The organism is Janthinobacterium sp. (genome assembly GCF_031995485.1).
Classification (GTDB): Bacteria; Pseudomonadota; Gammaproteobacteria; order Burkholderiales; family Burkholderiaceae_D; genus Janthinobacterium.
This window is the reverse complement of sequence record NZ_DAMAGB010000002.1, coordinates 114,213-139,747: the sequence shown is the minus strand read 5'-3', so window position 1 is coordinate 139,747 and position 25,535 is coordinate 114,213. Positions and strand designations below refer to the sequence as shown.

General features: G+C 64.0%; 14 protein-coding genes. 13 read left to right on the top strand and 1 reads right to left on the bottom strand.

All coding sequences use genetic code 11. From position 1 onward, the window contains the following. Window positions 1-157 precede the first annotated feature (157 nt). Together RTQ46_RS02280 and RTQ46_RS02275 are read left to right on the top strand one after the other, a co-directional pair. Window positions 158-541: a glutaredoxin domain-containing protein gene (locus tag RTQ46_RS02280; protein ID WP_312434343.1), complete on the top strand. Its 384-nt coding sequence runs from the start codon at window positions 158-160 to the stop codon at window positions 539-541. A 94-nt stretch (window positions 542-635) separates the two neighbouring features. Further along, window positions 636-1,376: a hypothetical protein gene (locus RTQ46_RS02275; protein ID WP_312434341.1), complete on the top strand. Its 741-nt coding sequence runs from the start codon at window positions 636-638 to the stop codon at window positions 1,374-1,376. Window positions 1,377-1,525: 149 nt separating this feature from the next. Here the strand turns inward: RTQ46_RS02275 and RTQ46_RS02270 are convergent, their stop codons facing one another. Beyond that, the gene (locus tag RTQ46_RS02270) at window positions 1,526-1,759 is read right to left on the bottom strand and encodes a DUF3820 family protein (protein ID WP_312434340.1); all 234 of its coding nucleotides are present in this window, start codon (window positions 1,757-1,759) and stop codon (window positions 1,526-1,528) included. 131 nt (window positions 1,760-1,890) lie between these two features. On the opposite strand from RTQ46_RS02270, the gene RTQ46_RS02265 reads away from it, so the two are divergent. From RTQ46_RS02265 to RTQ46_RS02215, 11 genes are all read left to right on the top strand, one after another. After that, window positions 1,891-3,099 (top strand): MFS transporter, encoded by a 1,209-nt coding sequence (locus tag RTQ46_RS02265; protein WP_312434499.1) that lies wholly within the window; start codon window positions 1,891-1,893, stop codon window positions 3,097-3,099. Between the two features lie 155 nt (window positions 3,100-3,254). Continuing rightward, window positions 3,255-5,267: a PhoX family protein gene (locus tag RTQ46_RS02260; RefSeq protein WP_312434338.1), complete on the top strand. Its 2,013-nt coding sequence runs from the start codon at window positions 3,255-3,257 to the stop codon at window positions 5,265-5,267. A 118-nt stretch (window positions 5,268-5,385) separates the two neighbouring features. Beyond that, the gene (locus tag RTQ46_RS02255; protein ID WP_312434337.1) at window positions 5,386-6,864 is read left to right on the top strand and encodes a sodium:solute symporter; all 1,479 of its coding nucleotides are present in this window, start codon (window positions 5,386-5,388) and stop codon (window positions 6,862-6,864) included. 55 nt (window positions 6,865-6,919) lie between these two features. After that, the gene (sppA, locus tag RTQ46_RS02250; RefSeq protein WP_312434336.1) at window positions 6,920-8,794 is read left to right on the top strand and encodes a signal peptide peptidase SppA; all 1,875 of its coding nucleotides are present in this window, start codon (window positions 6,920-6,922) and stop codon (window positions 8,792-8,794) included. Between the two features lie 418 nt (window positions 8,795-9,212). Beyond that, window positions 9,213-10,592 carry an efflux RND transporter periplasmic adaptor subunit gene (locus tag RTQ46_RS02245; protein WP_409518289.1) on the top strand — a complete coding sequence of 460 codons (1,380 nt, stop codon included), beginning with the start codon at window positions 9,213-9,215 and terminating at the stop codon, window positions 10,590-10,592. Continuing rightward, a complete protein-coding gene (locus RTQ46_RS02240) occupies window positions 10,589-13,717 on the top strand; it encodes an efflux RND transporter permease subunit (protein WP_312434332.1) in 3,129 nt (1,042 codons plus the stop codon). The genes RTQ46_RS02245 and RTQ46_RS02240 overlap by 4 nt, the downstream gene beginning before the upstream one ends. Next, entirely contained in the window at window positions 13,714-16,950 is a 3,237-nt protein-coding gene (locus RTQ46_RS02235) for an efflux RND transporter permease subunit (protein ID WP_312434331.1), read from the top strand. Before RTQ46_RS02240 ends, RTQ46_RS02235 begins: the two co-directional genes overlap by 4 nt. Continuing rightward, on the top strand, window positions 16,947-18,383 hold the full coding sequence (locus tag RTQ46_RS02230) for an efflux transporter outer membrane subunit (RefSeq protein ID WP_409518288.1): 1,437 nt from the start codon (window positions 16,947-16,949) through the stop codon (window positions 18,381-18,383). Before RTQ46_RS02235 ends, RTQ46_RS02230 begins: the two co-directional genes overlap by 4 nt. A 112-nt stretch (window positions 18,384-18,495) precedes the next feature. After that, complete coding sequence (locus RTQ46_RS02225) at window positions 18,496-21,099, top strand: chemotaxis protein CheB (protein WP_312434330.1); 2,604 nt, start codon at window positions 18,496-18,498, stop codon at window positions 21,097-21,099. Further along, window positions 21,096-23,213, top strand: a complete 2,118-nt coding sequence (locus RTQ46_RS02220; RefSeq protein WP_312434328.1) for a PAS domain S-box protein — start codon at window positions 21,096-21,098, stop codon at window positions 23,211-23,213. The genes RTQ46_RS02225 and RTQ46_RS02220 overlap by 4 nt, the downstream gene beginning before the upstream one ends. A 99-nt stretch (window positions 23,214-23,312) precedes the next feature. Then, window positions 23,313-25,478: a S46 family peptidase gene (locus RTQ46_RS02215; RefSeq protein WP_409518287.1), complete on the top strand. Its 2,166-nt coding sequence runs from the start codon at window positions 23,313-23,315 to the stop codon at window positions 25,476-25,478. Window positions 25,479-25,535 lie beyond the last annotated feature (57 nt).

Sequence of the window (25,535 nt, the reverse complement as noted above, 5' to 3'; positions counted from 1 at the left end):
AGACACCCAGCGTAGCAGCGTAGTGTGACGCCATCATTACACACAGGAAATTTTTATTATTAATTAATTACCGTTACCGTGTGGAAATATCGAAGCGCAGGCCGGTATGGCACAATGGGCAATTCGCATCCACCGCTTGATCTTGACAGGACCTTCCATGACCCGCGCCATCCTCGACGAAACCCAGATCCATCCCGCCGCCCGCCCGCTGGTCGGCAGCAAGCACACCGATATCGTGCGCGAAGTGCAGGCGGCGATCGCCGCCAACCAGGTGGTGGTGGTCGGCATGGCGCTCAATCCGTTTCCGCGCAAGGCGCGCAAGATACTCGACGTGCTGGGCACGCCGTATCAGTACCTGCAATATGGCAGCTATTTCAACCAGTGGCATCGCCGCAATGCGCTCAAGATGTGGAGCGGCTGGCCGACCTTTCCGATGGTGTTCGTCAATGGCGTGCTGGTCGGCGGCGCCAGCGAGCTGCAGGCGCTGGTGACCTCGGGCGAATTGTCCACCATGCTGGCGCGAAAAGTGCGCGAATTTTAAGCCCGGCAACCACAGTTGTGACAATCGGTGACTATTGCCGTCGCCGCCAGTCCTTATAGTGAAGCTTTTCATGCCGCAAGGCGAAAGGCGAGCGATGGCAACGGACGATGGCGTGCAAGGCAGGGCGAACAAGGGCTTGATGGTGGCGTGCGCGCTGCTGTGCGTGGCGGCGGTGGCGCTGGCGGCAAGCTGGCAAGCGGGCGCGCTGGCGTTCCAGGCCAATTTCACCTCGCTGGTACCGGGCATTTTCGGCTCTATGCTGCTGGTGGCCCTGTTTGTCGAGCGCATGATCGAAGTGTTCGTCTCGCTGTGGGCGCCGCCCGAAGTGGCGGTGCACCAGCAGGCGATTGGCTACTGGCAGGCCCAGCGTGGCCGGCTGAAACGCCGCGTGGCCGATCTGCTGGCCGAGCTGAACAGTACGCCGGGATTGTCCGACGACCGCAAGACCGCCATCGGCACCGCGCTCGATGATGCGCGCCAGCAAATCGAACAGGCGGACCTGAAAGTCGACGCCGAGGAAAAAGCCCTGCTGCCGTACACCGTGGCCACCATCAAGGCCACCACCTGGGTCGGCCTGATGCTGGGCATGATCACCTCGGCCGTGGGCTTTCGCTTCCTGTCGCAGATCATGGTGCTGACGCCGATTTCGGCCGCCGGCCTGCCGCTGTCGGTGCAGGACCAGTACAGCGCCTTTATCGCAGTCGATGTGGTGCTGACGGGCGCCGTGCTGGCCGGCGGCAGCAAGCTGGTGCATCAGATCTTCGGCGTCTACGAGGCGTATACGACGGCGCTGTCCAGGGCGGCGCAGGCGAAAAGCGTGGCTTCTTCCAGCTGAAATCGGCTATTTTTGATATCGTCAAGGCGAGCTGCCAATCATTTTTCGCAGGTACCCCGAAATGCGAAAATGCTGGGGTCGGACCCTCAGGGTCCGACCCCGGAATCTGCTTCTGGGGTGAAAAAGAGGCTAACTTGACTCTTTTAAAGTCACTCCTGCCTGCGCTTCCATCCCGGCGGCCTGAGCGGGTCGAGCAGGCCGCGCAGGTCGTTATGGTCGAGTTCATACATCAAGGCAATCAGGCTGCCCAGTTCGCCGGAGGGGAAACCCTTGCGCGCGAACCAGCCCAGGTAATGGCCGGGCAGGTCGGCCAGCAGCCGGCCCTGATACTTCCCATATGGCATTTCGCGCGTGACCAGCAGCGCCAGTTTTTCTGAATTCATCCGGCAATTCTAGCAGATGGCCCTATTGTTGATGTTGGCGCAACTATCTTCTGCCTGACGAGGTATTTTTAGAAACAAAGAAAACTCCGATACTGCGTGCTATCAACTTTATCGGAGTGTATATGTTCAATATTCCCATTGCCCTGCTGGCGCTGACCATCAGCGCGTTTGCCATCGGCACCACCGAGTTCGTGATCGTCGGGCTGTTGCCTACCATCGCGCAGGACCTGGGCGTGAACCTGCCGTCGGCCGGCCTGCTGGTCAGCCTGTACGCGCTGGGGGTAGCCATCGGTGCACCGGTGCTGACCGCCTTGACCGGCAAGGTGCCGCGCAAGATCCTGCTCCTGACGCTGATGGTGCTGTTCACCCTGGGTAACCTGCTGGCCTGGAAGGCGCCCGGCTATGAAACGCTGGTGATCGCGCGCATCCTGACGGGGCTGGCGCACGGCGTGTTCTTCTCGATCGGCTCGACGATTGCCACTTCGCTGGTGCCGAAGGAAAAAGCGGCCAGCGCGATCGCCATCATGTTTACGGGGCTGACGGTGGCGCTGGTCACTGGCGTGCCGCTCGGCACCTTTATCGGCCAGCACTTCGGCTGGCGCGAAACCTTCCTGGCCGTCTCGGCGCTGGGGCTGGTCGCCTTTGTCGGCAGCCTGATTTATATTCCGTCGACCATCAGACACAGCAAACCGGCGTCCCTGCTGCAACAAGTGCAGGTGCTGGGCCAGCCGCGCCTGCTGCTGGTGTATGCCATGACGGCGGTCGGTTACGGCGGCTCGTTCATCGCTTTCACTTACCTGGCGCCTATCCTGCAGCAGGTGTCCGGCCTGGGCGCCAGCGCCGTCGGCCTGGTGATGCTGGTGTACGGCGTGTCGGTCGCGTTCGGCAATATCTGGGGCGGCAAGCTGGCCGACCGGCGCGGCCCGGTCGCCGCACTGAAACTGATCTTCCTGCTGCTGGCTTTGGTGCTGTTGCTGCTGACCTTTACCGCGCCGCATCCGGTGCTGGTGATTATCACCGTGCTGCTGTGGGGCGCCGTTGCCTTCGGTAACGTGGCGGGCCTGCAAGTGTATGTGGTGCAGCAGGCCGAACACTTTACGCCGCGCGCCGTCGACGTGGCCTCGGGCCTGAATATTGCCGCCTTCAACCTCGGCATTGCCGGCGGCGCATGGGGTGGCGGCCTGATCGTCGAGCACCTGGGGCTGATCCATACGGGCTGGATCGGCGCGCTGGTGGTGCTCGGCGCGTTCGGGCTGACAGCTCTCAGCGGGCGGCTCGATCGCCAGCATCCGGTAGCAGTGCGGGTCGGCGAAAAATCCATCCATGCGGCCGGCCATTAAAACAGCATCGGCGTCCGTCTGCCGTTTCTTCCTTGTCAGTTTGATGATCGTGGCCTTGCCAGGTCATCAAGCTGAAATATTTGTCCTCTATGATCCGACCTCGTCTACAAGCTGGTCTGTCCAACGATATTTATTTATAACGGAAGAAACAAAAAATGTCGAATTACGCTCCTGAGTCCAAACGCCGCCGCCTGCTGCAAATGTTTGCCGGCGCCCCCATGCTGCCGCTGGCCGGCCTGACCGGTGTCAGCGCCTTCCTGTCCGGCTGTGGCGGCAGCTCGGATAACGACCTGCCTCCGGTGACCACGCCAGGCACGGGCACCGGTACCCCGGTTGCGACGTTTACCACCGCAGAATTTACCGGCATGGCAGCGCCAGCGGCCAGCTCGCCTGCCGCGCTGGCCACCACCACCGTCGGCTCCAAGCTGAAAGTCAATTTCAGCGATGGCAGCAGCAACAGCTACAACCTGGCTTACCAGCCATTCTTCCTGACGGGCGACCGCGTACCGGACGGCAAGGGCGGCAGCGTAATCGCAGGCGGCTACTTCGACATCAAGAACCAGCCCATCATCGACAGTTCGGTGCCAGGCAGGGAGCGCCAGTTCTTCTCGGACTCGCCGGACGGCAGCTCGATGATGACGGTGGCCAACGCCACCGTCACCGGCGTCAAGGGCAAGCCCGTGTTTGCCGTGGTGCAGTTTGAATACAACTCGCTGAACCAGGCCGGCGCCTCGACCTACGGCACGCTGCCGTCGCCGATCGCCGTGCTGACGCTGGACCAGGACCAGACCACCGGCAAGCTGTCGATGGTGAAATACCACAACGTCGATACGTCGAGTGTCAAAGGCCTGTGGATTACCTGCGGCGCCAGCCTGTCGCCGTGGAACACCCACCTGTCGAGCGAAGAGTACGAACCCGATGCCTTCGACCAGGGCCTGGGCGGCCAGACCCTGGCCGTGCTCAAGCAGTTCAGCACGAACGTGTTCGGCAACGCCACTACCGCCAATCCGTACGACTATGGCCACCTGCCGGAAGTGTCGGTCAACCCGGACGGTACCGGCAGCATCAAGAAACACTACTGCCTGGGCCGCTACTCGCGCGAACTGGTGCAGGTGATGCCCGACCAGCGCACCATCCTCGGCGGCGACGACTATACCAATGGCGGCCTGTTCATGTTCGTGGCCGACAAGGCCGCCGACCTGGCGGCAGGCGGCACGCTGTATGTCGCCAAATATACGACCCAGCTGACCGAGACCACCACCGGCAAGCTGCAGTGGGTCAAGCTGGGCCGCGCCACGCACGCCGAGATCAAGGCGCTGGTCGACGGCGGCATCAAGGCCACCGACATCATGGATTCGACGCTGACCGATCCGAACGACGCCAGCTACACGAAGATCGTGCTGAACAAGAAAACCGCCTGGGTGCGGGTCAAGGCCGGCCAGGAAAAAGCCGCCGCCTTCCTGGAAACCCACCGCTACGCAGCCCTCAAGGGCGGCAGCATGGCGTTTACCAAGAACGAAGGCACGACCGTCAACGCCAAGGACAAGCTGGCCTATTCGGCCTACGCCAATATCCAGGATTCGATGGTCGAAGGCGGTTCGGGCTACGTGGCCGGCCACAATGTCAAGTTCAAGAAACTGGTGGCGGGCGCCGTCGTGTCGCACAAGCTGGCCGGCGGCCAGAAGGATGACACCGGCGCGGCGATCGACAGCGAATGGGTACCGAGCGAATCGACCGTGCTGATCGCTGGCCAGGACATCGCCGGCGACGCCCTGGGCAACACCGCCAACCCGGACAAGATCGCCAGCCCCGACAACCTGAAGTTCTCGGAAAAACTGCGCACCCTGTTTATCGGCGAAGACAGCGGTAACCACCTGAACAACTTCCTGTGGGGCTACAACGTCGACACCAAAAAACTGGAACGCCTGCTGTCGTGCCCGGCCGGCGCGGAATCGACCGGCCTGCACGCGGTCGACGAGATCAATGGCTGGACCTATGTGATGAGCAACTTCCAGCATCCAGGCGACGAGTGGAACCGCTTCCCGACGCTGCCATCGGCGCTGAAGGACCAGATCAACATCATGATCAACACCAACTACAACAACAAGTTCAGCGGCGCGGTCGGCTACCTGACGGCGGAGTTGTCGCAGGTGAAGCTGTCGAAATAAGCTGCTGCATTGGATGCCGGCGCAGGCCGGCAGGGCAAGCAAGGGCGCCCGTCTTCGCAAGGAGGCGGGCGCCTTGCTGTATATTCACGCCCCTGTTCATCTCGCACTCGGCACTTCCATGTCCCCCGCCATTCTGTTCTCCGTCGTCCTCGCCTACTTCCTGATCCTGCTCGGCGTGGCATGGCGCACCTCGCGCCACGCCACCAATGACAGCTTTTTTATCGGCAACAAGGACAGCAACTGGATGCTGGTCGCCTTCGGCATGGTGGGCACCACCCTGACCGGCGTGACCTTTATCAGCGTGCCGGGGGCGGTGGGGCGCGACGGGTTCGGTTATGTGCAGCTGATGATCGGCTATGTACTGGGCTACCTGGCCATCACCTTTATCCTGCTGCCGCTGTACTACCGGCTGCAGCTGACGTCCATCTATCGCTATCTTGAGCTGCGGCTGGGGCGGCGCTCGTACCAGAGCGGGGCGGCGTTCTTCATTCTGTCGCGGCTGCTGGGGGCGACGGCGCGGCTGTATCTGGTGGTCTATATCCTGCAAGCCACCATCCTCGACAGCTTCGGCGTGCCGTTCTGGGCCACCGCGGCCGTGGTGCTGCTGCTGATCCTGCTGTACACCTATGAAGGCGGCGTGAAAACCATCGTCTGGACCGATACGCTGCAAACGGCCTGCATGCTGGCCGGCCTGGTGATCTGCAGCGTGTTTTTGCTGCGCGAGATGGATATGTCCGTGCTCGACAGCCTGGAGCGCATGCGTTCGCAAGGGCTGGCGCGCGTGTTCACGCTCGATCCGGACAGCCCGGCCTATGTGTGGAAGCATATCGTGGCCGGCATGTTCATCACGATTGCGATGACGGGCATGGACCAGGAGATGATGCAGAAAAATATCTCGGTGCGCACCTTGCGCGATTCGCAAAAGAACATGCTCAGCCTGACCGTGGTGCTGACCGGCGTGCTGCTGCTGTTTCTGTTCCTCGGCGGCCTGCTGCATCTGTATGCGCCGCTGGCGGGCGTGACGGCCACCGGCGACAAGCTGTTTCCGGCGGTGGTGCTGGGTCACTTTCCGGCGATTGTGCAGCTGATCTTTTTCATCGCGCTGATCTCCGCCTTGTTTCCCAGCGTCGACGGCGCGCTGACGGCGCTGACCTCCACCTTCTGCATCGATATCCTGGGCCTGCAGAGGAGAGCAGGACTCGATGCGGCCGCGCAGATGCGCTGGCGCCGCCGCGTGCACCTGGGATTCGCGGCGCTGTTCCTGGTGCTGATCATGGCCTTCAAGTGGATGGACAGCCCCAGCATGATAGGGGTGATTTTAAAACTGGCCAGCTATACCTATGGGCCGCTGCTGGGACTGTTCGCGTTTGGCCTGATCAGCCGGCGTGGCGTGCGCGACCGCTGGGTGCCTCTGGTGGCGGTAGCCGGGCCGCTCTTGTGCGCATTGATCGAACAGGAGCAGGCGCTGCTGTTTGCGCATTACCGCATCGGGCTGGAGCTGCTGATACTGAACGGCGCGCTGGTGCTGGCGGGGCTGTTTCTGATTTCCACGCCGGCGGAAAAGAGCAGGGCGCAGTTGCCAAAACACGACCATTGAGACGGTTTTCAGTTATATTGATTTTTTCAGCACATCCTCTACGGAGCATCAATCAATGTCACTCAACCCGTTTCCTCCGCTGCGCCGCGGTTTTGGCGCCTTCTGGCGCGCGCTGGACGCCACGCGCCGCGCGCTGTTCAACCTGATTTTCCTGCTGATCGTGATCGCCATCCTGATCGCGATCTTTGGCGGCGGCGCCAAGCCGCTGCAGGACAAGACCACGCTGGTACTCGATCTGCAAGGCCCGCTGGTCGAAGAGGCACCGGGCGGCGTGCGCGAAGCCGTGCTGGCCAATGTCAGCGGCGAAGTCAAGAAAACCGTGCAACTGCGCGACGTACTGGCCGTGCTCGACACGGCCGCCAAGGATAAAAATGTCGGCGCGATGGTGCTGCTGCTCGACGAGCTCGAAGGCGGCGGCCTGGCCTCGCTGCGCGAAGTGGCGGCCGGCGTCGAGCGTTTCCGCGCCACCGGCAAGAAGGTCACGGCCTGGGGTTCGAGCTACAACCAGCGCCAGTACCTGCTGGCCTCGAAAGCCGATGAAGTATTCGTCCACCCGATGGGCGGCGTGATGCTCGAAGGCTTTGGCCGCTACCGCAATTACTACCGCGATGCGCTCGACAAGGTCGGCGTGACGGTCAACCTGCTGAAAGTCGGTACCTACAAGAGCTTTGCCGAGCCGTATATCGCCAACGGCCCGTCCGATGCGGCGGCCGAAGCGGAACGCTATCTGAACGAAGGCCTGTGGACCACCTATACCACCGAAGTGGAAAAGGCGCGCAAGCTGCCGGCCGGCGCCATCATGGCCTCGATCGACAACCTGCCGCAGATGCTGGAAACGGCCGGCGGCAACCTGGCCAAGGTGTCGCTGGACGCAAAGCTGGTGGACGGCCTGAAAACCCGCGATGAAATCCGCCAGCTGATGATGGCGCGCGGCGCCAAGGATGCCGACGGCAACAACTTCCGCCAGGTCAGCTACGGCGAGTACCTGTCCCGCCTGCATCCGGCGCTGGCCGGCGACGCGGTCGGCGTGGTGATCGCATCCGGTGAAATCGGCGACGGCGTGGCGCCTCCCGGCGCGATCGGCGGCCTGTCCACCTCGCGCCTGATCCGCCAGGCGCGCGAAGACAAGGCGATCAAGGCGGTGGTGCTGCGCATCGATTCGCCGGGCGGCAGCGCCTTCGGTTCGGAACTGATCCGCCGCGAGCTGGAACTGACGCGCGCGGCCGGCAAACCGGTGGTGGTCTCGATGGGCAACGTGGCCGCTTCCGGCGGCTACTGGATCAGTACCTCGTCCGACGAAGTGATCGCCGACGCGGCCACCATCACCGGTTCGATCGGCGTGTTCGCGATTTTGCCGACCGCCGAAAAAGTCATCGACAAGCTGGGCATCCACACGGCCGGCGCGCCGACCACCTGGCTGGCCGACGCCGGCAATCCATTGCGTCCGCTCGACCCGCGCTTCGCGCAAGTGATCCAGGGTTCGATCAACCATGTGTACGGCGACTTCATCGCCATCGCGGCGAAAGCGCGCAAGACCACGCCGGAGAAGATCAATGAAGTGGCGCAGGGCCGCGTCTGGACCGGCCTGCAGGCGAAAGACCGCAACCTGGTCGACCGCATCGGCAGCTACCGCGATGCGCTGGCCTCAGCCGCCAAGCGCGCCAACCTGGGCGCCGACTACCGCGTGACGTATCTGCAGCAGGAGACGTCGACCGTCGACCGCCTGATCGGCATGTTCGGCGCCAGGGCCATGGCCTCGCTGGGCCTGGGCGAACACGTGAAACTGGGCCTGGCCTCGACCGGCCTGCCGCCACAAGCGGCGCTGGGCATCGCCAGTGACCTCAGCTGGCTGTCCTCGATCACGCGTGAACAGAAACCGTTCATGGCGCTGACGCACTGTCTTTGCACCGATCCGATGGGCGGCAAATAAACCGCATCGCTACTGCATGACCCCTCAAGCCGGCTTTGTCCGGCTTGTTTTTATTGGGTGGCTGTAAAGGCAGGTAAAGGCCGCCGGAGATTTGTAGCGAGTTTGTATCTGCCTGTCCGCCACCGGTAGCGGTGTGCGCTCCCTTGAAAGCCTGATGCCTGCGTGCGCTGCGCCACGCAGCGCCCCTTATTTCCATGAGCAATTGTTTCAGACAGAAATGAAACAGTTACATGACTATGCTAGAGTCCTCGCTCGATGGAGAACGATGTTTTTTCAGCTGATTTTCAGCTCTTGATTCCCCGTTAATCTTGTAAAAAATACCCGAAAAACGGTCGCCGGCGCCGAGTACATCACCCGGCCGGGACCAAACACAACGCCGTGCCAGCGGCCTATAAAAGGATAAGCGATGGATTCGCAGATGACACCCCCACCAGTGCGGCGCAGCCGCCGTTCCAAGATCGTCGGTACCGTAATCGCGCTGGCCGTCATGGCCGCGCTGGGCGGCGGGGCGTGGTACCTCACCCATTCCGGCAGCAGCGCACAGGGCGGCGCCGGCGCCATGGGTCCCGGCGGCCCTGGTGGTCCCGGTGGCCCGGGCGGCCCTGGCGGCGGGCGCCGCGGCGGGCCGTCCACCACGGTGGGCGTGGCCACCGCCGTCAAGTCAGATCTGCCGGTGGTGCTCGATGCGCTCGGCACCGTCACGGCGGCGTCCACCGTGACGGTGCGTCCGCAGGTGTCGGGCATCCTGAAAGAGCTCAAATTCAAGGAAGGCGCGATGGTCAAGGCCGGCCAGGTGGTGGCCCTGATCGATCCGGCGCAGTTCGAAATGGCGCTGATGCAGGCGACCGGCCAGCGCCAGCGCGATGAAGCGCAGCTGGAAAACGCGCGCCTCACGTTGAAACGCTACCAGACCTTGCTGGGCCAGGATTCGATCGCGCGCCAGGAAGTCGACACGCAGGCGGCATTGGTAAAGCAGCTTGAAGGCACGGTGATGACCGACCGTGCCGCCGAAGGCACGGCGCGCCTGAACCTGGGCTATACCAAAGTGGTCTCGCCGATCAGCGGCCGGGCCGGCCTGAAGGTGGTCGATATCGGCAACCTGGTCAGCACCAGCGACGCCGGCGGCGTGGTGGTGGTGACGCAGCTCTCGCCGATCGACGTGCAGTTCGCCATCCCGCAGGACAAGGTGCAGACCATCCAGGAACGCCAGGCGCAGAACGCCCAGCTGCCGGCGCTGGCGCTGGACCGCACGCGCACCATCACGCTCGACAAAGGCAGCTTGACGGCGCTCGACAACCAGGTCGACGTGCAGACCGGCACCGTGCGCGCCAAGGCCCGCTACGCCAACGACAAGATGGCGCTGTTCCCGAGCCAGTTCGTCAACGTGCGCCTGGAGATGGGCAATATCACGGGTGCGGTGCTGGTGCCGGTGACGGCCCTGCGCCACAGTAACAACGGCGAATTCGTGTATGTGCTCAAGGAAGACAAGACCGTCACCGTGCGCATGGTCACGCGCGGCCAGGCCACCACCGACATGGTGGAGATCCGCGCCGGCCTGGAAGCGGGCGAGAAAGTCATTACCGAAGGCGCCGACCGCCTCAAGGAAGGCGCGAAAGTCACGCTGGCCGGCGACAAGCCGGCCGGCGCCGGCCAGGGTGCCCGGGGCGCGAACGGCGAACATCGCCAGCGCCGCCAGCACGCCGAGGGCGCCGCCGGCGCACCGGCAGCATCGGCTGCTCCTGCCAGTGCCCCAGCTGCTGCTCCCGCGGCCGCGCCAGCGCGGGGTGCGGCGCAATGAGTCCATCGACTCCGTTCATCAAGCGGCCGGTCGCCACCGCGCTGCTGATGCTGGCCATCGTGCTGGCCGGCCTGGTGGGTTTCCGGCTGCTGCCGCTGGCCGCCTTGCCGCAGGTCGATTTCCCCACCATCCAGGTGCAGACCCTGTATCCGGGCGCCAGTCCGGAGGTGATGGGCCAGACCGTCACCGCGCCGCTCGAGCGCCAGTTCGGCCAGATGTCCGGCTTGCAGCGCATGAGTTCGACCAGCGCGGCCGGCGTGTCCATCATCACGCTGCAGTTCACGCTGGGCCAGACGCTGGACGTGGCCGAACAGGAAGTGCAGGCCGCGATCAATGCGGGCGGCTCGCTGCTGCCGACCGACCTGCCGGCGCCGCCCGTCTACGCCAAGGTCAATCCGGCCGACGCGCCGGTGCTGACGCTGGCCATCACGTCCGACACGATGCCGCTGACGCAGGTACAGAATATCGTCAACACGCGCCTGGCCCTGAAAATCAGCCAGGTCAGCGGCGTGGGACTGGTGTCGCTGTCCGGCGGCCAGCGTCCTGCCGTGCGCATCCAGGGCGACACCAAATTGCTGGCCTCTTACGGCCTCGGTCTCGACAGCCTGCGCACCGCCATTGCGGCGGCCAACGTCAACAGCGCCAAGGGCAGTTTCGACGGCCCCACGCGTTCGTTTACCATCAACGCCAACGACCAGCTGGTCACGGCGGAAGACTACAAGCGCCTGATCATCACCTATAAAAACGGTGCGCCGGTGCGCTTGTCCGACGTGGCCAATGTGGTCGACAGCGCCGAGAACACGCGCCTGGGCGCCTGGGCCGGCAAGCAGCCGGCGATCATCCTCAACGTGCAGCGCCAGCCCGGCGCCAACGTGATCAAGACGGTCGACGCCATCAAGGCGCTGCTGCCCGAACTGCAAACCAGCTTGCCGTCGGCGATGAAGCTCGACGTGCTGAGCGACCGCACCACGGGCATCCGCGCCTCGGTCGAACACGTGGAACTCGAATTGCTGGCCTCCGTGCTGCTGGTGGTGCTGGTCATCTTCGCCTTCCTGCACAGCCTGCGCGCCACCGTGATCGCCAGCCTGTCGGTGCCGATCTCGCTGATCGGCGCCTGCGGCGTGATGTACTTGCTCGGCTACAGCCTGAACAACCTGTCGCTGATGGCGTTGACGATCGCCACCGGCTTTGTGGTCGATGACGCCATCGTGATGATCGAAAATATCGCGCGCTATATCGAAGAGGGCGAAACGCCGATGGCCGCCGCGCTGAAGGGCGCCTCGCAGATCGGCTTTACCATCATCTCGCTGACGGTCTCGCTGATCGCGGTATTGATACCGCTGCTGTTCATGGGAGACGTGGTGGGCCGCCTGTTCCGCGAGTTCGCCATGACGCTGGCGATCACCATCCTGATTTCCGCCGTGGTGTCGCTCACGCTGGTGCCGATGATGTCGGCGCGCTGGCTGAAAAGCCACGCCGATGAAAAGGTCAGCGCCACCGGCCAGCGCATCCAGCGCTTCCTCGACCGCGTGGTGCATCGCTACGACCTGGCGCTGGTGTGGGTCCTGAAGCGCCAGGGACTGACGCTGCTGGTGGCGCTGGCCACCTTGATTTTGACCGTGATCCTCTACATCACGATCCCGAAAGGCCTGTTCCCGACGCAGGACACGGGCCAGCTGCAGGCGCGCATCGAAACCTCGCAGGCTGTGTCGTATGAACGCATGGCGGGCTTGCAGCAGGCAGCGGCCAGCGCCATCCTGGACGACCCGGCGGTCGAGACGCTCAGTTCGCTGGTCGGCGTCGATGCGGCCAACAACACCATGCTGCATACCGGCAGCATGCTGATCAACCTGAAGCGCTCGCGCAGCGGCAGCCAGGAAGAGATCATGGAACGCCTGCGCGAGCGCGTCTCGAAGGTGGCCGGCGTCACGCTGTACCTGCAGCCGACGCAGGACCTGACCATCGATGCGGAATCGGGTCCGACCCAGTACCGCGTCTCGCTCGAAGGGGCCAATACGGCCATCGTCACCGAGTGGGCGACCAAGCTGGCGGCGCGCATGCGCGAAAAATCGCAGCTGCGCAATGTGACCACCGACGCCGGCGCCACCGGTGCAGCGGTCAATATCGCCATCGACCGCGATAGCGCCGCGCGCATGTCGGTCACCACCGCCACCGTCGACGACGCGCTGTACAACGCATTTGGCCAGCGCATCATCTCGACGATTTTCACGGAAACCAACCAGTACCGCGTGATCCTCGAGGCGCAGCCGGGCAATGTGACCACGCCGGCCGACCTGGGCGAGATGCAGGTGCGCACCGGTTCGGGCAAGTCAACGCCGCTGTCCGCGTTTGCCACCATCAGCGAGAAACAGGCGCCGCTGCAGATCACGCACGTGGCGCAGTATCCGGCCACCACGCTCGGTTTCGATACCACCAAGGGTGTCGCGCTGGGCAATGCGGTCGATGCGATCCGCGAGGCGGCGCACGATATCGGCCTGCCGGGCGCCGTCACGATGACCTTCCTGGGCGCGGCCGGCGCGTATGAAAACTCGCTGTCGAACCAGCTGTGGCTGATCCTGGCCGCCGTGGTGTGCGTGTATATTGTGCTCGGCGTGCTGTATGAAAGCTATATCCACCCGCTGACGATCCTGTCGACCCTGCCGTCGGCTGGTGTCGGCGCCTTGCTGGCGCTGATGCTGTCCGGGCAGGACCTGGGCGTGATCGGCATTATCGGCATCATCCTCCTGATCGGCATCGTGAAAAAGAACGCCATCATGATGATCGACTTTGCCATCGAGGCCGAGCGTGACGAGGGCAAGGGCCCGCAGGAAGCGATCCACCAGGCGGCGCTGCTGCGCTTCCGTCCGATCCTGATGACGACCCTGGCGGCGCTGTTTGCGGCCGTGCCGCTGATGCTGGGCTGGGGCGAGGGCGCCGAATTGCGTCGTCCGCTGGGCCTGGCGATTTTCGGCGGCCTGATCGTCAGCCAGGTACTGACGCTGTTTACCACGCCGGTGATCTACCTGGGCTTCGATCGCCTGGGCCGCCGCTTTGCCGGCAAACCGAAGGGCGGCGTCAACCTCGACAAGCCGGGCGGCCAGCCGCCTGCGGGGAGCGCCGCGTGAATTTGTCCGAACCGTTCGTCAAGCGCCCCATCGCCACCGTGCTGCTGACCATCGGCATCGCGCTGGCGGGCATCGGCGCGTTCTTCGTGCTGCCCGTCTCGCCGCTGCCGCAGGTCGATTATCCGACCATTTCCGTCAGCGCCAGCCTGCCCGGCGCCAGTCCGGACACCATGGCCAGCTCGGTCGCCACGCCGCTGGAGCGGCGCCTGGGCGTGATCTCTGGCGTCAATGAAATGACCTCGTCGTCGAGCACCGGTTCGGCGCGCATCAACCTGCAGTTCGACCTGAACCGCAAGATCGATGCGGCCGCGCGCGAAGTGCAGGCGGCCATTTCCGCCTCGCGCGCCGATTTGCCGGCCACCCTGCGCAGCAACCCGACCTACCGCAAGGCCAATCCGTCCGATGCGCCCGTGATCATCCTGGCGCTGACCTCCAAGACCCGTACGCCGGGCCAGATCTACGACGCCGTGTCGAACCTGGTGCAGCAGAAGGTGGCGCAGGTCAAGGGCGTGGGCGAGGTGGAACTGGGCGGCGGTTCGCTGCCGGCCGTGCGCGTGGAACTGCTGCCATACCAGCTCAATCATTACGCCGTGTCGATGGAGGACGTGCGCGCCGCCCTGCAGGCCAGCAACGCGAACCGCCCGAAAGGGGCGATCTCGGGCGACGAGCGGCGGCTGCAGATTTATTCGGGCGCCAGCACGGCGTCGGGCGGGCGCAGCGCCGCCGACTACCGCAGCCTGGTGGTGGCCTGGCGCGATGGCGCCGCCATCCGCCTCGACGACGTGGCCGAAGTACAGGATGGCGTCGAGAACAACAATACCCTGGGCCTGTTCAATGGCGACCCGGCCGTGATCGTGCTGATCACGCGCCAGCCGGGCGCCAACGTGATCGCCACGGTCGACGGCGTGCGTGCGCTGCTGCCGCAACTGCAGGCCCAGCTGCCGGGCGACATCAGGCTGCAGGTGGCGTCGGACAGCACCAATTCGATCCGCTCCTCGCTGCACGAAATCGAGTTCACCCTGATCCTGTCGATCGTGCTGGTGGTGCTGGTGGTCAGCGCGTTCCTGCGCAGCGTGCGCGCCACCATCATCCCGGCGGTGGCCACCATCGTGTCGCTGCTGGGCACTTTCGGCGTGATGTACATGCTGGGTTTTTCGCTCAATAATCTGTCGCTGATGGCGCTGACGGTGGCCACCGGCTTCGTGGTCGATGACGCCATCGTGGTGCTGGAAAACACGCAGCGCCATATCGAAGCCGGCATGGACCGCTTCAAGGCGGCCCTGCTCGGTGCGCGCGAAGTGGGCTTCACGGTGCTGTCGATCAGCCTGTCGCTGGTGGCCGTTTTCATCCCGCTGCTGTTCATGGGCGGCCAGGTGGGGCGGCTGTTCCGCGAGTTTGCCGTGACCCTGTCGGCGGCGGTGATGATCTCGCTGGTCATCTCCTTGACCACCACGCCGATGATGTGCGCCTGGCTGCTGAAAAGCGGCGTGCAGCACAAGCCGCCGGGCGCCATCGCGCGCTGGTTCGAGCGCGGCTTCGAGCGCCTGCTGAAAGGCTATGAGCATTGCCTGGACTGGGCCTTGTCGAGCGCCGCGCTGGTGATGACGATACTGGTGTTCGTGGTGGGCCTGAACGTGTACCTGTTCGCGGCCGCGCCGAAGGGCTTTTTCCCGCAACAGGACACGGGCCAGATCAATGGCGGCATGCGCGCCGACCAGAGCATCTCGTTCCAGGCCATGCAGGGCAAGCTGCGCCAGCTGGTCAATATCATCAAGGACGATCCGGCCGTGGCCACCGTGGTGGGCTTTACGGGCGGCGGCAGGGCAGGGGGCGGCTTCATGTTCATCGACCTCAAGCCCGCCTCGCAGCGCACCGACAAGGGCCAGGCCGTGATCGCCCGCCTGCGTCCGCAGCTGGCCAAGGTGACGGGCATTTCGCTGTTCCTGAACCCGGTGCAGGACCTGCGCATGGGCGGGCGTTCCAGCAATTCGACCTACCAGTACACCCTGATCAGCGACAACCAGGCCGACCTGAAAAAATGGGCCGCCAGGCTGGCCGACCAGATGAAGACGCAGCCGGCCCTGATCGACGTCGATACCGACCAGGCGGAAAACGGCGTGGAAACGTTCGTTTCGATCGACAAGGACCGCGCCACGGAACTGGGGGTGCAGGTGCGCGATATCGACAATGCGCTGTACAACAGCTTCGGCCAGCGCCAGGTGGCGACCATCTACGATGAGCTGAACCAGTACCACGTCATCATGGAAGTCGCGCCGCGCTACGCGCAAAGTCCGGAGGCGCTGCGCTCGGTATATGTGCCGGCCTCGAATGCGGCCAATACCACCACGACCACTTCTGCCGTAACGTCGGCGGTAACGGCCACCACCTCGAACACCACGGCGGCGCGCGACCCGTCGAGCGGCACGGCGCTGTCCACCACGCTGGCGACCATGGTGCCGCTGTCGTCGTTCAGCAGCTTTGCCGAAAGCTCGACGGCCACCTCGATCAACCACCAGGGGGGCGAACTGGCCACCACGGTGTCGTTCAACCTGGCCGACGGCTATACGCTGGGCGACGGCCAGGCGGCGGTGGCGCAGGCCGAGTCCGAGATCGGCATGCCGGTCAATGTGCGCGGCAGCTTCCAGGGCTCGGCCAAGAGCGCGCAGGACAGCAACAAGGAGCAGCCGCTGCTGATCCTGGCGGCCATCGTGGTGATCTATATCGTGCTGGGCATTCTGTACGAAAGCCTGATCCATCCGGTCACCGTGCTGTCGACGCTGCCGTCGGCGGGCGTGGGCGCGGTGCTGGCGCTGCTGATGTTCCGCATGGAGTTTTCCATCATCGCCCTGATCGGCGTATTTTTGTTGATCGGCATCGTCAAGAAAAATGCTATATTGATCATCGACTTCGCGCTGGAGGCCGAGCGTTCGCGCGGGCTGACGGCGCTCGAGGCGGTGCGCGAGGCATGCCTGCTGCGTTTCCGCCCCATCCTGATGACTACCCTGGCGGCGGCGCTTGGCGCGCTGCCGCTGGCGATAGGCTTCGGCGAGGGGTCCGAGCTACGCCAGCCCTTGGGGGTCGCCATTATCGGCGGCCTGATTGCCAGCCAGTTGTTGACCTTGCTGACCACCCCGGTGGTCTACATCCTGCTCGACAAACTGCGCACGCGCAGCGCCGACGAGCAGCAATTGAGCCGCATTCCTGGGCCAGATAACCCGAGCACACAATCATGAGTCAAGTAAAACACCGTATGTCCCCCGTTCCTGCACGCCGTTCTACCCTGCAGCGCCATGTGCTGGCGCTGGCCGCCCTGGCGCTGCTGGCCGGCTGCGCCGTCAGCCCCGTGTATGAAGTGCCGTCTGCTGCCGCGCCGGTGGCGTTCAAGGAGGCGGCCGGCTGGCAGCCGGCCGCGCCGGCGGACATGCTCGAACGCGGAGCGTGGTGGACGCTGTTCGGCGACGCGCAGCTGAACCAGCTGGCGGAGGGCATCGACATATCGAACCAGAACGTGGCCGCCGCCATCGCCTCGTACGAGCAGGCGCGCGCGCTGGTGCGCGAACAGCGTGCCTCGCTGTTCCCGACCGTCAGCCTGTCGGGCAGCGGCACGCGCGCCGGTGGCGGCGAGCAGCAGACCGCCAACAACTACCGCGCCGCGCTGGGCGCCTCGTGGGAACCCGATATCTGGGGCCGCCTGCGCGCCGGCGTGACGGGCGCCGACGCCAGTGCTTCCGCCAGTGCCGCCGACCTGGCCGCCGCGCGCCTGTCGGCGCAGGGCGAACTGGCCACCAATTATTTTTCGCTGCGCCAGAGCGACGCGCAGATCGCGCTGCTGACGTCGACCATCGAAGGCTACCAGCGCGTGCTCGATATCACGCGCAACCGCTTCAGCTCCGGCATCGCGGCCAAGTCCGATCTGCTGCAGGCGCAGACGCAGCTGGCCAATGCGCAGATCGATTTGTCCAGCCAGGTGCGCGCGCGCGCCCAGCTCGAACATGCGATCGCCATTTTGCTGGGCCGCGCGCCGTCGGACTTCACGCTGGCCGTGGCGCCCTGGACCGTCACCGTGCCCGACGTCCCTGTGGGCGTGCCATCGACCCTGCTGCAGCGCCGTCCCGATATTGCCGCCGCCGAGCGCCGCGTGGCGCTGGCCAACGAGCAGATCGGCATCGCCCGTTCCGCCTATTATCCGAGCCTGAGCCTGACCGGCTCCTACGGTTCCGGCGCCAGCAAGGTCGGCGACCTGTTCAATGCGTCGTCCAGCCTGTGGTCGTTCGGCCTGTCGGCCGCGCAGACCTTGTTCAATGCGGGCGCCACCACGGCCAGCGTGGACGCGGCCAGGGCCGGCCACGAAGCGGCCGTGGCGCGCTACCGCCAGACGGTGCTGACGGCGTTCGGTTCGGTGGAAGACCAGTTGTCGGCCACGCGCGCGCTGGCCGAACAGATCGACCTGCGCCGCCAGGCGTCGGGCGCCGCCGATGAAGTCGAGCAGCAGATGCTGAACCGCTACAACGCCGGCCAGGTCGGCTATACCGAGGTGGTGACGGCCCAGGTCACCGCCTTGTCGGCGCGGCGCCAGCTGGTCCAGGCGCAGGCTGACCGGCAGACCACGGCCGTGGCGCTGATCCAGGCGCTCGGTGGTGGCTGGCAGGCAACGCAATTGCAGTGAAACGGGGCAGGCGGGCTGCCAACAGTTGGGCCGGACTTTGTCGGGTGCTAAAATGCAAGATTACCAATTACCTGCCTGCGGAAACTTTGCGCGGGCCGGTGTCTTGCAGAAGATGATAATCAATAATCGCAGCAAAGCCGGCCGCAGCAATACGCCCGAGACACCCGCCATCGACTTTCCCGTGGTGGCGATCGGCGCTTCCGCAGGCGGACTCGATCCCATCGTTGCCTTCCTCACCCAAGTGCCGCCGGATAGCGGCATCGCCTATGTGGTGATCCAGCATCTCGATCCCACGCACAAGGCCATGCTGCCCGAGTTGTTGCAGCGCACCACCAGCATTCCCGTCTCCGAGATCGCGCACCATATGCCGGTGCGTCCCGGCCAGATCTATGTGATACCGCCCAATGCCGACCTGGGTCTGGCCAAGGGCCGCTTCCAGCTGAGCGCGCCGCAGCAGGCGCGCGGCCACCGCCTGCCGATCGACACGTTTTTTGACGTGCTGGCGACGCAGGTAGGCGAACAGGCCGTCGGCGTGATCTTTTCCGGCATGGGCAGCGACGGCACGCGGGGCATGCAGGCGATCAAGCAGGCAGGCGGCCTGACCCTGGCGCAGTATCCCGATACGGCCAAGTTCGACATGATGCCGCAAAGCGCGATTTCCTCCGACGTGGTGGACCTGATCGATTATCCGGAAAAAATGCCGGCCAAGATCATTCATTATCTGTTCCGCAGCAATTTCCTGAATCTGCCCGGCGCGGAGCCGGAGTCGCGCAACAGCCTGCAGGAAATCGTCACCCTGTTGTCCGACCATACGGGCAACAGCTTTTCCGACTACAAGATCAATACCGTGCTGCGGCGTATCGAACGGCGCATGAGCCTGTTCCAGATGGCGACGATGGACGAGTACGTGCCGTATTTGCGCGACAATCCGGCTGAAATCGATTTATTATTCAAGGAACTGCTGATCGGCGTGACCAGCTTTTTCCGCGACCAGAAAGTGTGGGAGTACCTGAAGATGGTGGCCTTGCCGCAGCTGTTGGCAGCCAATCCGGAAGGGCGCACGTTCAAGGCCTGGATACCGGCTTGTTCCACCGGCGAGGAAGCGTATTCGCTGGCGATGGTGTTCCATGAAGTAGTGGCGAATGTCAATCCGCCGTCGAAGTACAGCTTGCAGATTTTTGCGACCGACCTGTCGGGCGACGCGATCGACCGCGCGCGCCAGGGGCGGTTTTCAAAAAGTATCGTCAGCGATGTGTCGGCCGAACGCATGGAACGGTTCTTCTTTGCGGACAAGAATGAATTTCTGATCAAGAAAGAGATCCGCAACATGATCATCTTTGCCCAGCAAAACATCATCTCGGATCCGCCGTTTACCAAGCTCGACATCCTGTGCTGCCGCAACCTGCTGATCTACCTGAACGCCAAGCTGCAGCAGCGCCTGATCCCGCTGTTCCACTATGCCCTGAACCGTGACGGCGTGCTGCTGTTGGGCAGCGCCGATACGCCCGGTCATTTTTCCGACCTGTTCGTGCCCCTGACCACCTCGACGCGGCTGTACCGCCGGCTCGACAATTTGGCGCGCCAGCGCCTGCCGACGTATTTTCCGACCAAGGTTTCCGCCACCCATCCCCCCATCCCCAGCGACACGAGAGAAGTCAGCATGACAGGAAAGATTCAGTCCCATGTGGAGCAGCTGCTGCTTCAGAAATATTCGCCGGCTGCCGCGCTGCTGAACCAGGATGGCGACATCCTGTACATCAACGGCCGCACGGGCGCGTTCCTGGAGCCGGCGGCCGGCAAGGCCAACTGGAATATCCATGCGATGGCGCGCGACGGCTTGCGCTACGAATTGCCGGGGCTGATCAAGCAGGCGCTGCAAAGCGAAGAGATGGTGCGCATGAGGGGGCTGGTGGTGAAAGACCATGCGGGCCAGTCGCTGGGGGTGGACATGACGGCAGAAGCGCTGAGCCAGCCCGAGTCGCTGCGCGGCATGGTCTTCATCACCTTTTCCAGCGTGCCGCTGGTACCCGAATCACGCCGCGGCCGTTCGCCCAACCCCAAGGTGCTGGAACTGGAGCAGCAGCTGGCGCAGGCGCGCAATGAAATCCAGGCGGTGCGCGATGAAATGCAGACCTCGCGCGAGGAGCTGAAATCGGCCAATGAAGAACTGCAGTCGACCAACGAAGAGCTGCAATCGACCAACGAGGAACTGACGACGTCAAAAGAAGAAATGCAGTCGCTGAACGAAGAACTGTATACGGTCAACGCCGAGCTGCAGTCGAAGGTCGACGATCTGTCGCTGGTCAACAGCGACATGAAGAACCTGCTCAACAGTACCGATATCGCCACCATCTTCCTCGACAGCGCCTTGCGTATCCGCCGCTTCACGGCGCCGGCCACGCAGATCTACAAGCTGATCCAGACCGACCTGCGCCGCCCGCTCAGCGACATCGTCAACGATCTCGACTATCCCGGCCTGGAAGCGGATGCGCAGGAAGTCATCCGCAGCCTGGTGTTTTCCGAACGCCAGGTGCCGACCAAGACGGGGCGCTGGTACAACGTGCGCATCATGCCGTATCGCACGGTGGAAAACGTGATCGATGGCGTGGTAGTCACCTTCATTAACATTACCGAATCGAAGCTGCTGGAAGCCCAGCTGCGCCAGATACAATCCGGCGTCAAGATCAGCAAGGAGTCCGACGGGGGCCTGTCTTGAGCAGGCCGTTCGATAGCGATGCGGCCAATCTGCAACTGCGCCAGCAGGCGGAGCAACTGGCGCTGGAGCAAGGCCTGGTGCTGCCGGCATCGCTGTCGGACGACGACATGCTGCGCCAGCTGCACGAACTGCAGGTCAGCCAGATCGAGCTGGAGATGCAAAGCGTCGCCATCGCCGAACTGCAGCAGCTCAAGAACGAATACGAAAGCAGCCTGGAACACTATGAACGGCTGTACGAGCAGGCGCCGGTCAGCTACTTTTCATTGAACCGCCACGCGGTGATTACGCGTGTCAACATGGCTGCCGGCGCCTTGCTGCAGCGGGACAGACAGCAGTTGCTGGGCCTGCTCTTCGAGCAATTCATCGCGCCCCAGGCGCAGGGCGCTTTTCGCCGCTTTCTCGATACTGTCTTCGATAGCGGCGCGCGCCAGGTGCTCGAAGTGCCGCTGTTCAACCGGCAGGGGCGCGGCAGTAACGGCATGGTGCGCATCGAGGCCAACCTTGACGCCGACAGCGCCAGCGTGCGCATGCTGGTCAACGACCTGGGCGACGAGCTGGCGCGCGAGTCGGCCCTGCGGCGCGCTTTCGTGATCCTCGATACCATCCGCGAAGGCGTGATGGTGACCGACAGCAGCAACCGCATCATTTCCGTCAATCCCGCCTTTACCGCCATTACCGGCTACCCGGCCGAGGAAGCCATCGGGCGCGATCCCGCCTTCCTGGGCGCCGGCACCCATCCGCCGCAGTTTTATGCGGCCATGTGGGACAGCCTGAACCGCGACGGCAGCTGGTATGGCGAGCTGGTAAACCGCCGCAAGAATGGCGAGCGGTTTGTCGAATCGCTGTCGATCACGCCGATGCGCGCCGACGATGGCGCCACCAGCCATTTTGTGGGCGTGTTTTCCGACATTACCGAGCGCAAGCTGGCCGAAGCGTCGCTGCGCGAACTGCACCGCGAGCTGGACCAGCGCGTGGTCGACCGCACCAGCGAGCTGCTGCGCGCCAACCTGCATCTGCAGCAGGAAGTGCGCCAGCGCGAAAGCGCACAGCAAGCCTTGCGTGACGCCGAGCGCTTCTTTCACGCCACCATCGATTCGCTGTCCGACCGCGTGCTGGTGCTGGACCAGGATGGCGGCCTGGTGCACGCCAACCAGGCCTGCCTCAATTTTGCCGGCCATGCGCCCGGCCATGTGCAGTATCTGCGGTTTTGCGAGACGGATCCGCGCTGGCATGGCGGCGCCGGGCTGGAGCTGGCGGACGGCATCCGCACGGTGATCGACGGCCTGGCCGATGCCTTTGCGCTCGAATATGAATTTGCCACCGCTGCCGGACCGCACTGGTGGCTGGCCAAGGTCAGCCGTTTCCTTGGCGACGGTCCGCTGCGCGTGGTGGTGTCGCATACCGATATCACCGAGCGCAAGCTGATGGACGGCGCATTGCGCCAGTCGCACGCGCAGCTGCGCCAGCTGGCGCTGCACCTGGAAACGGTCAAGGAAGACGAGCGCAAGCGCATTTCGCGCGATATCCACGATGAACTGGGCCAGAACCTGCTGGCGCTGCGCATCGATATCTCCATGCTCAGCGCGCGTACCCAAGGTTCGCATCCGCTGCTGCACGGCAAGGTCTCCACGGTGCTGGGCAATATCGACACCACCATCAGGAGCGTGCGCGGCATCATGAACGAATTGCGGCCGATGGCACTGGACCTGGGCCTGCAGGCGGCGATCGAGTGGCAAGTGGGGGATTTTCGCAAGCGCAGCGGCATCGCCTGCCAGCTGCACATCCGCGACGAGGCGGTGTTCGCCGCCATCGGCGGCCAGGCCGAGATTGCGCTGTTTCGCATCGTGCAGGAAGCGCTCAGCAACGTGATGCGCCATGCACGGGCCAGCAATGTGGCGATTGAATTCAGCGCGGACGCCGGCGCCGTGTATGTCAGCATCAGCGACAATGGCGTCGGCATCACGGCGCAGCAGCAGCGCAAGAAGCAGTGCTTCGGCCTGATCGGCATCCGCGAACGGGTGCGCGCGCTCGACGGCCAGGTCGAGATCGGCGCGCCCCCGGCTGGAACCGGTTGCCGGCTATGGCTGCGCGTGCCGCTGCAGGCGCCGCCCTGAGACGCGTGGTTGATACAAAAAATGCAGCAAAACAATTTTTGACGACTCATGCCCTCCGGACAGGCTATACTTTCGCCTGCTTTTTATGGAGGGCATACCTTGTTCAAGACTATCGTGTTACCAGTCGCCCTGATGGGCGCGTTCGCCGGCGTACACGCTGACGAAGGGCAGTGGCAACCACACCAGCTGCCACAGCTGAAAGCCGAACTCAAGCGTGTCGGCATCGAGATCCCCGCTGAAAAGCTGGCCGATTTGAGCAAGCATCCGATGAGCGCCATCGTCTCGCTGGGCGGTTGTTCCGCCGCGTTCGTCTCGAACGCCGGCCTGGTGGTGACGAATCACCATTGCGCGTACGGCGCGGTACAGCGCAATTCGACTCCCGAACACAATTACATCACCGACGGCTTCCTGGCCAAGACCCGCGCAGCCGAGCTGCCGGGCGGCCCGAACAGCCTGGTGTATGTCACCGACAAGGTGGAAAATGTCAGCGACCGCGTGCTCAAGGGCCTGACGGCGCAAATGAGCGGCCGCGAACGCCATGAAGCGGTGGAAAAACGCATCAAGGACCTGATCGCCGAATGCGAGACGGACAAGATGTACCGCTGCTCGGTGCCAGCCTTCCACCGCGGCCTCGAGTACTACCGCATCCGCCAGATGATGATACGCGACGTGCGCCTGGTGTACGCGCCGTCGGACAAGATCGGCAACTTCGGCGGCGATATCGACAACTACGAATGGCCGCGCCACACGGGCGACTACTCGTTCCTGCGCGCCTACGTCGGCAAGGATGGCCGCCCGGCCGATCCGTCGCCCGACAACGTGCCCTACCAGTCGAAGGACTTCCTGGTGGTGTCGGCCGAAGGCATCAAGAATGGCGACGGCATCCTGCTGGCCGGCTACCCCGGACGCACCAGCCGCTACAAGCTGCCATCGGAAATCCGCTACGCGCGCGATTCGGCCTTCCCGCTGAAGGTCAGCGAACTGCAGGCGGACCTGGCCGTGATGGCTGACGCCACCGCCGGCGACGCCGCTGCCGCCGTGCGTTACGCCAGCGTGGTGAAAAGCATCAACAACGTGCTGAAGAAAACCCAGGGCCTGCTCGACGGCTTTGCGCGCAAGGATATCGCCGCCATCAAGGACGTGCAGGACGCCGAGTTCCGCGCCTGGTACGCGAAACAGCCGAACGTGTCGCCGACCTTGCTGGCCGAACTGGACGCGGCGATCGCCAGCGACATGGCACTCAGCGACGAAGAGTTTGCCTGGTCGGTGGCCACCAACAGCGACCTGCTGAAAAGCGCGCGTTCGCTGTACCGCTACGCGCAGGAAAGCAAGAAGCCGGACGCCGAGCGCGAATCGGGCTACCAGCAGCGCGACCTGGCGTTCATCAAGGCCCGCCTGGCGCGCCTGGAGCAGTCGTACGTCAACAAGGTCGACCAGGCGCGTTTTGAAGCGGGCCTGAAGCGCTATGCCGCGCTGGCCGCGAAGAGCCATCCGCAAGGCCTGGACGCATTGCTGCCGGCGCCGAACGCCGTGGCCGCGCTGTACACCAAGACGCAGCTGGCCGACACCGCCAGGCGTTTGGCCTGGCTGGAAAAAGACCAGGCGGCCTTCGAGCAGTCCGACGATGCCTTCGTGCAACTGGCCATCAGGCTGCAGCCGGTGGCCGCGTCGCTGGAAGATCGCCGCAAGGAAATCGACGGCAACCTGGAACGCGTGATTCCGCAATACATGCAGGCCGTGATTGCGTGGAAACAGTCGCAAGGCAAGCCGGTTTACCCGGACGCCAACTCGACCCTGCGCGTCACCTATGGCACCGTCTCGCCGTACTCGCCGCGCGATGGCCTGTCCAAGGGACCGTTCACCACCGTCGAAGGCATCGTCGAAAAAGTCACCGGCAAGGCCCCGTTCGAGGCACCGCAAGGCCTGCTCGACGCCGTCAAGGAACAACGCTACGGCCAGTTCCGCGATCCGGTGCTGGGCACCGTGCCGGTCAACTTCCTGACCAGCGCCGACACCACGGGCGGCAATTCCGGCTCGGCCGTGATGAACAAGCGTGGCGAGCTGATTGGCCTGAACTTCGATTCGACCTATGAATCGATCACCAAGGACTGGTACTTCGACACGGCCATCACGCGCGCGATCCACCTCGATATCCGCTACATGCTGTGGGTCATGAAAGAAGTCGACCATGCCGACAACCTGCTGGCGGAAATGACGATCAAGTATCCGAAGCCAGCGCAGTCCAACAAGGCCGCGAAGAAGTAATTCTTCCAGCTGAATTGCAAGCCGCATCCGCCGTCTGGCCGGTGCGGCTTTTTTGCG

Coding starts and splice junctions, on each gene's coding strand:
- RTQ46_RS02280 (WP_312434343.1), top strand. CDS start 158: ATGACCCGCGCCATCCTCGACGAAACCCAGATCCATCCCGCCGCCCGC.
- RTQ46_RS02275 (WP_312434341.1), top strand. CDS start 636: ATGGCAACGGACGATGGCGTGCAAGGCAGGGCGAACAAGGGCTTGATG.
- RTQ46_RS02270 (WP_312434340.1), bottom strand. CDS start 1,759: ATGAATTCAGAAAAACTGGCGCTGCTGGTCACGCGCGAAATGCCATAT.
- RTQ46_RS02260 (WP_312434338.1), top strand. CDS start 3,255: ATGTCGAATTACGCTCCTGAGTCCAAACGCCGCCGCCTGCTGCAAATG.
- RTQ46_RS02255 (WP_312434337.1), top strand. CDS start 5,386: ATGTCCCCCGCCATTCTGTTCTCCGTCGTCCTCGCCTACTTCCTGATC.
- sppA (WP_312434336.1), top strand. CDS start 6,920: ATGTCACTCAACCCGTTTCCTCCGCTGCGCCGCGGTTTTGGCGCCTTC.
- RTQ46_RS02245 (WP_409518289.1), top strand. CDS start 9,213: ATGACACCCCCACCAGTGCGGCGCAGCCGCCGTTCCAAGATCGTCGGT.
- RTQ46_RS02240 (WP_312434332.1), top strand. CDS start 10,589: ATGAGTCCATCGACTCCGTTCATCAAGCGGCCGGTCGCCACCGCGCTG.
- RTQ46_RS02230 (WP_409518288.1), top strand. CDS start 16,947: ATGAGTCAAGTAAAACACCGTATGTCCCCCGTTCCTGCACGCCGTTCT.
- RTQ46_RS02225 (WP_312434330.1), top strand. CDS start 18,496: ATGATAATCAATAATCGCAGCAAAGCCGGCCGCAGCAATACGCCCGAG.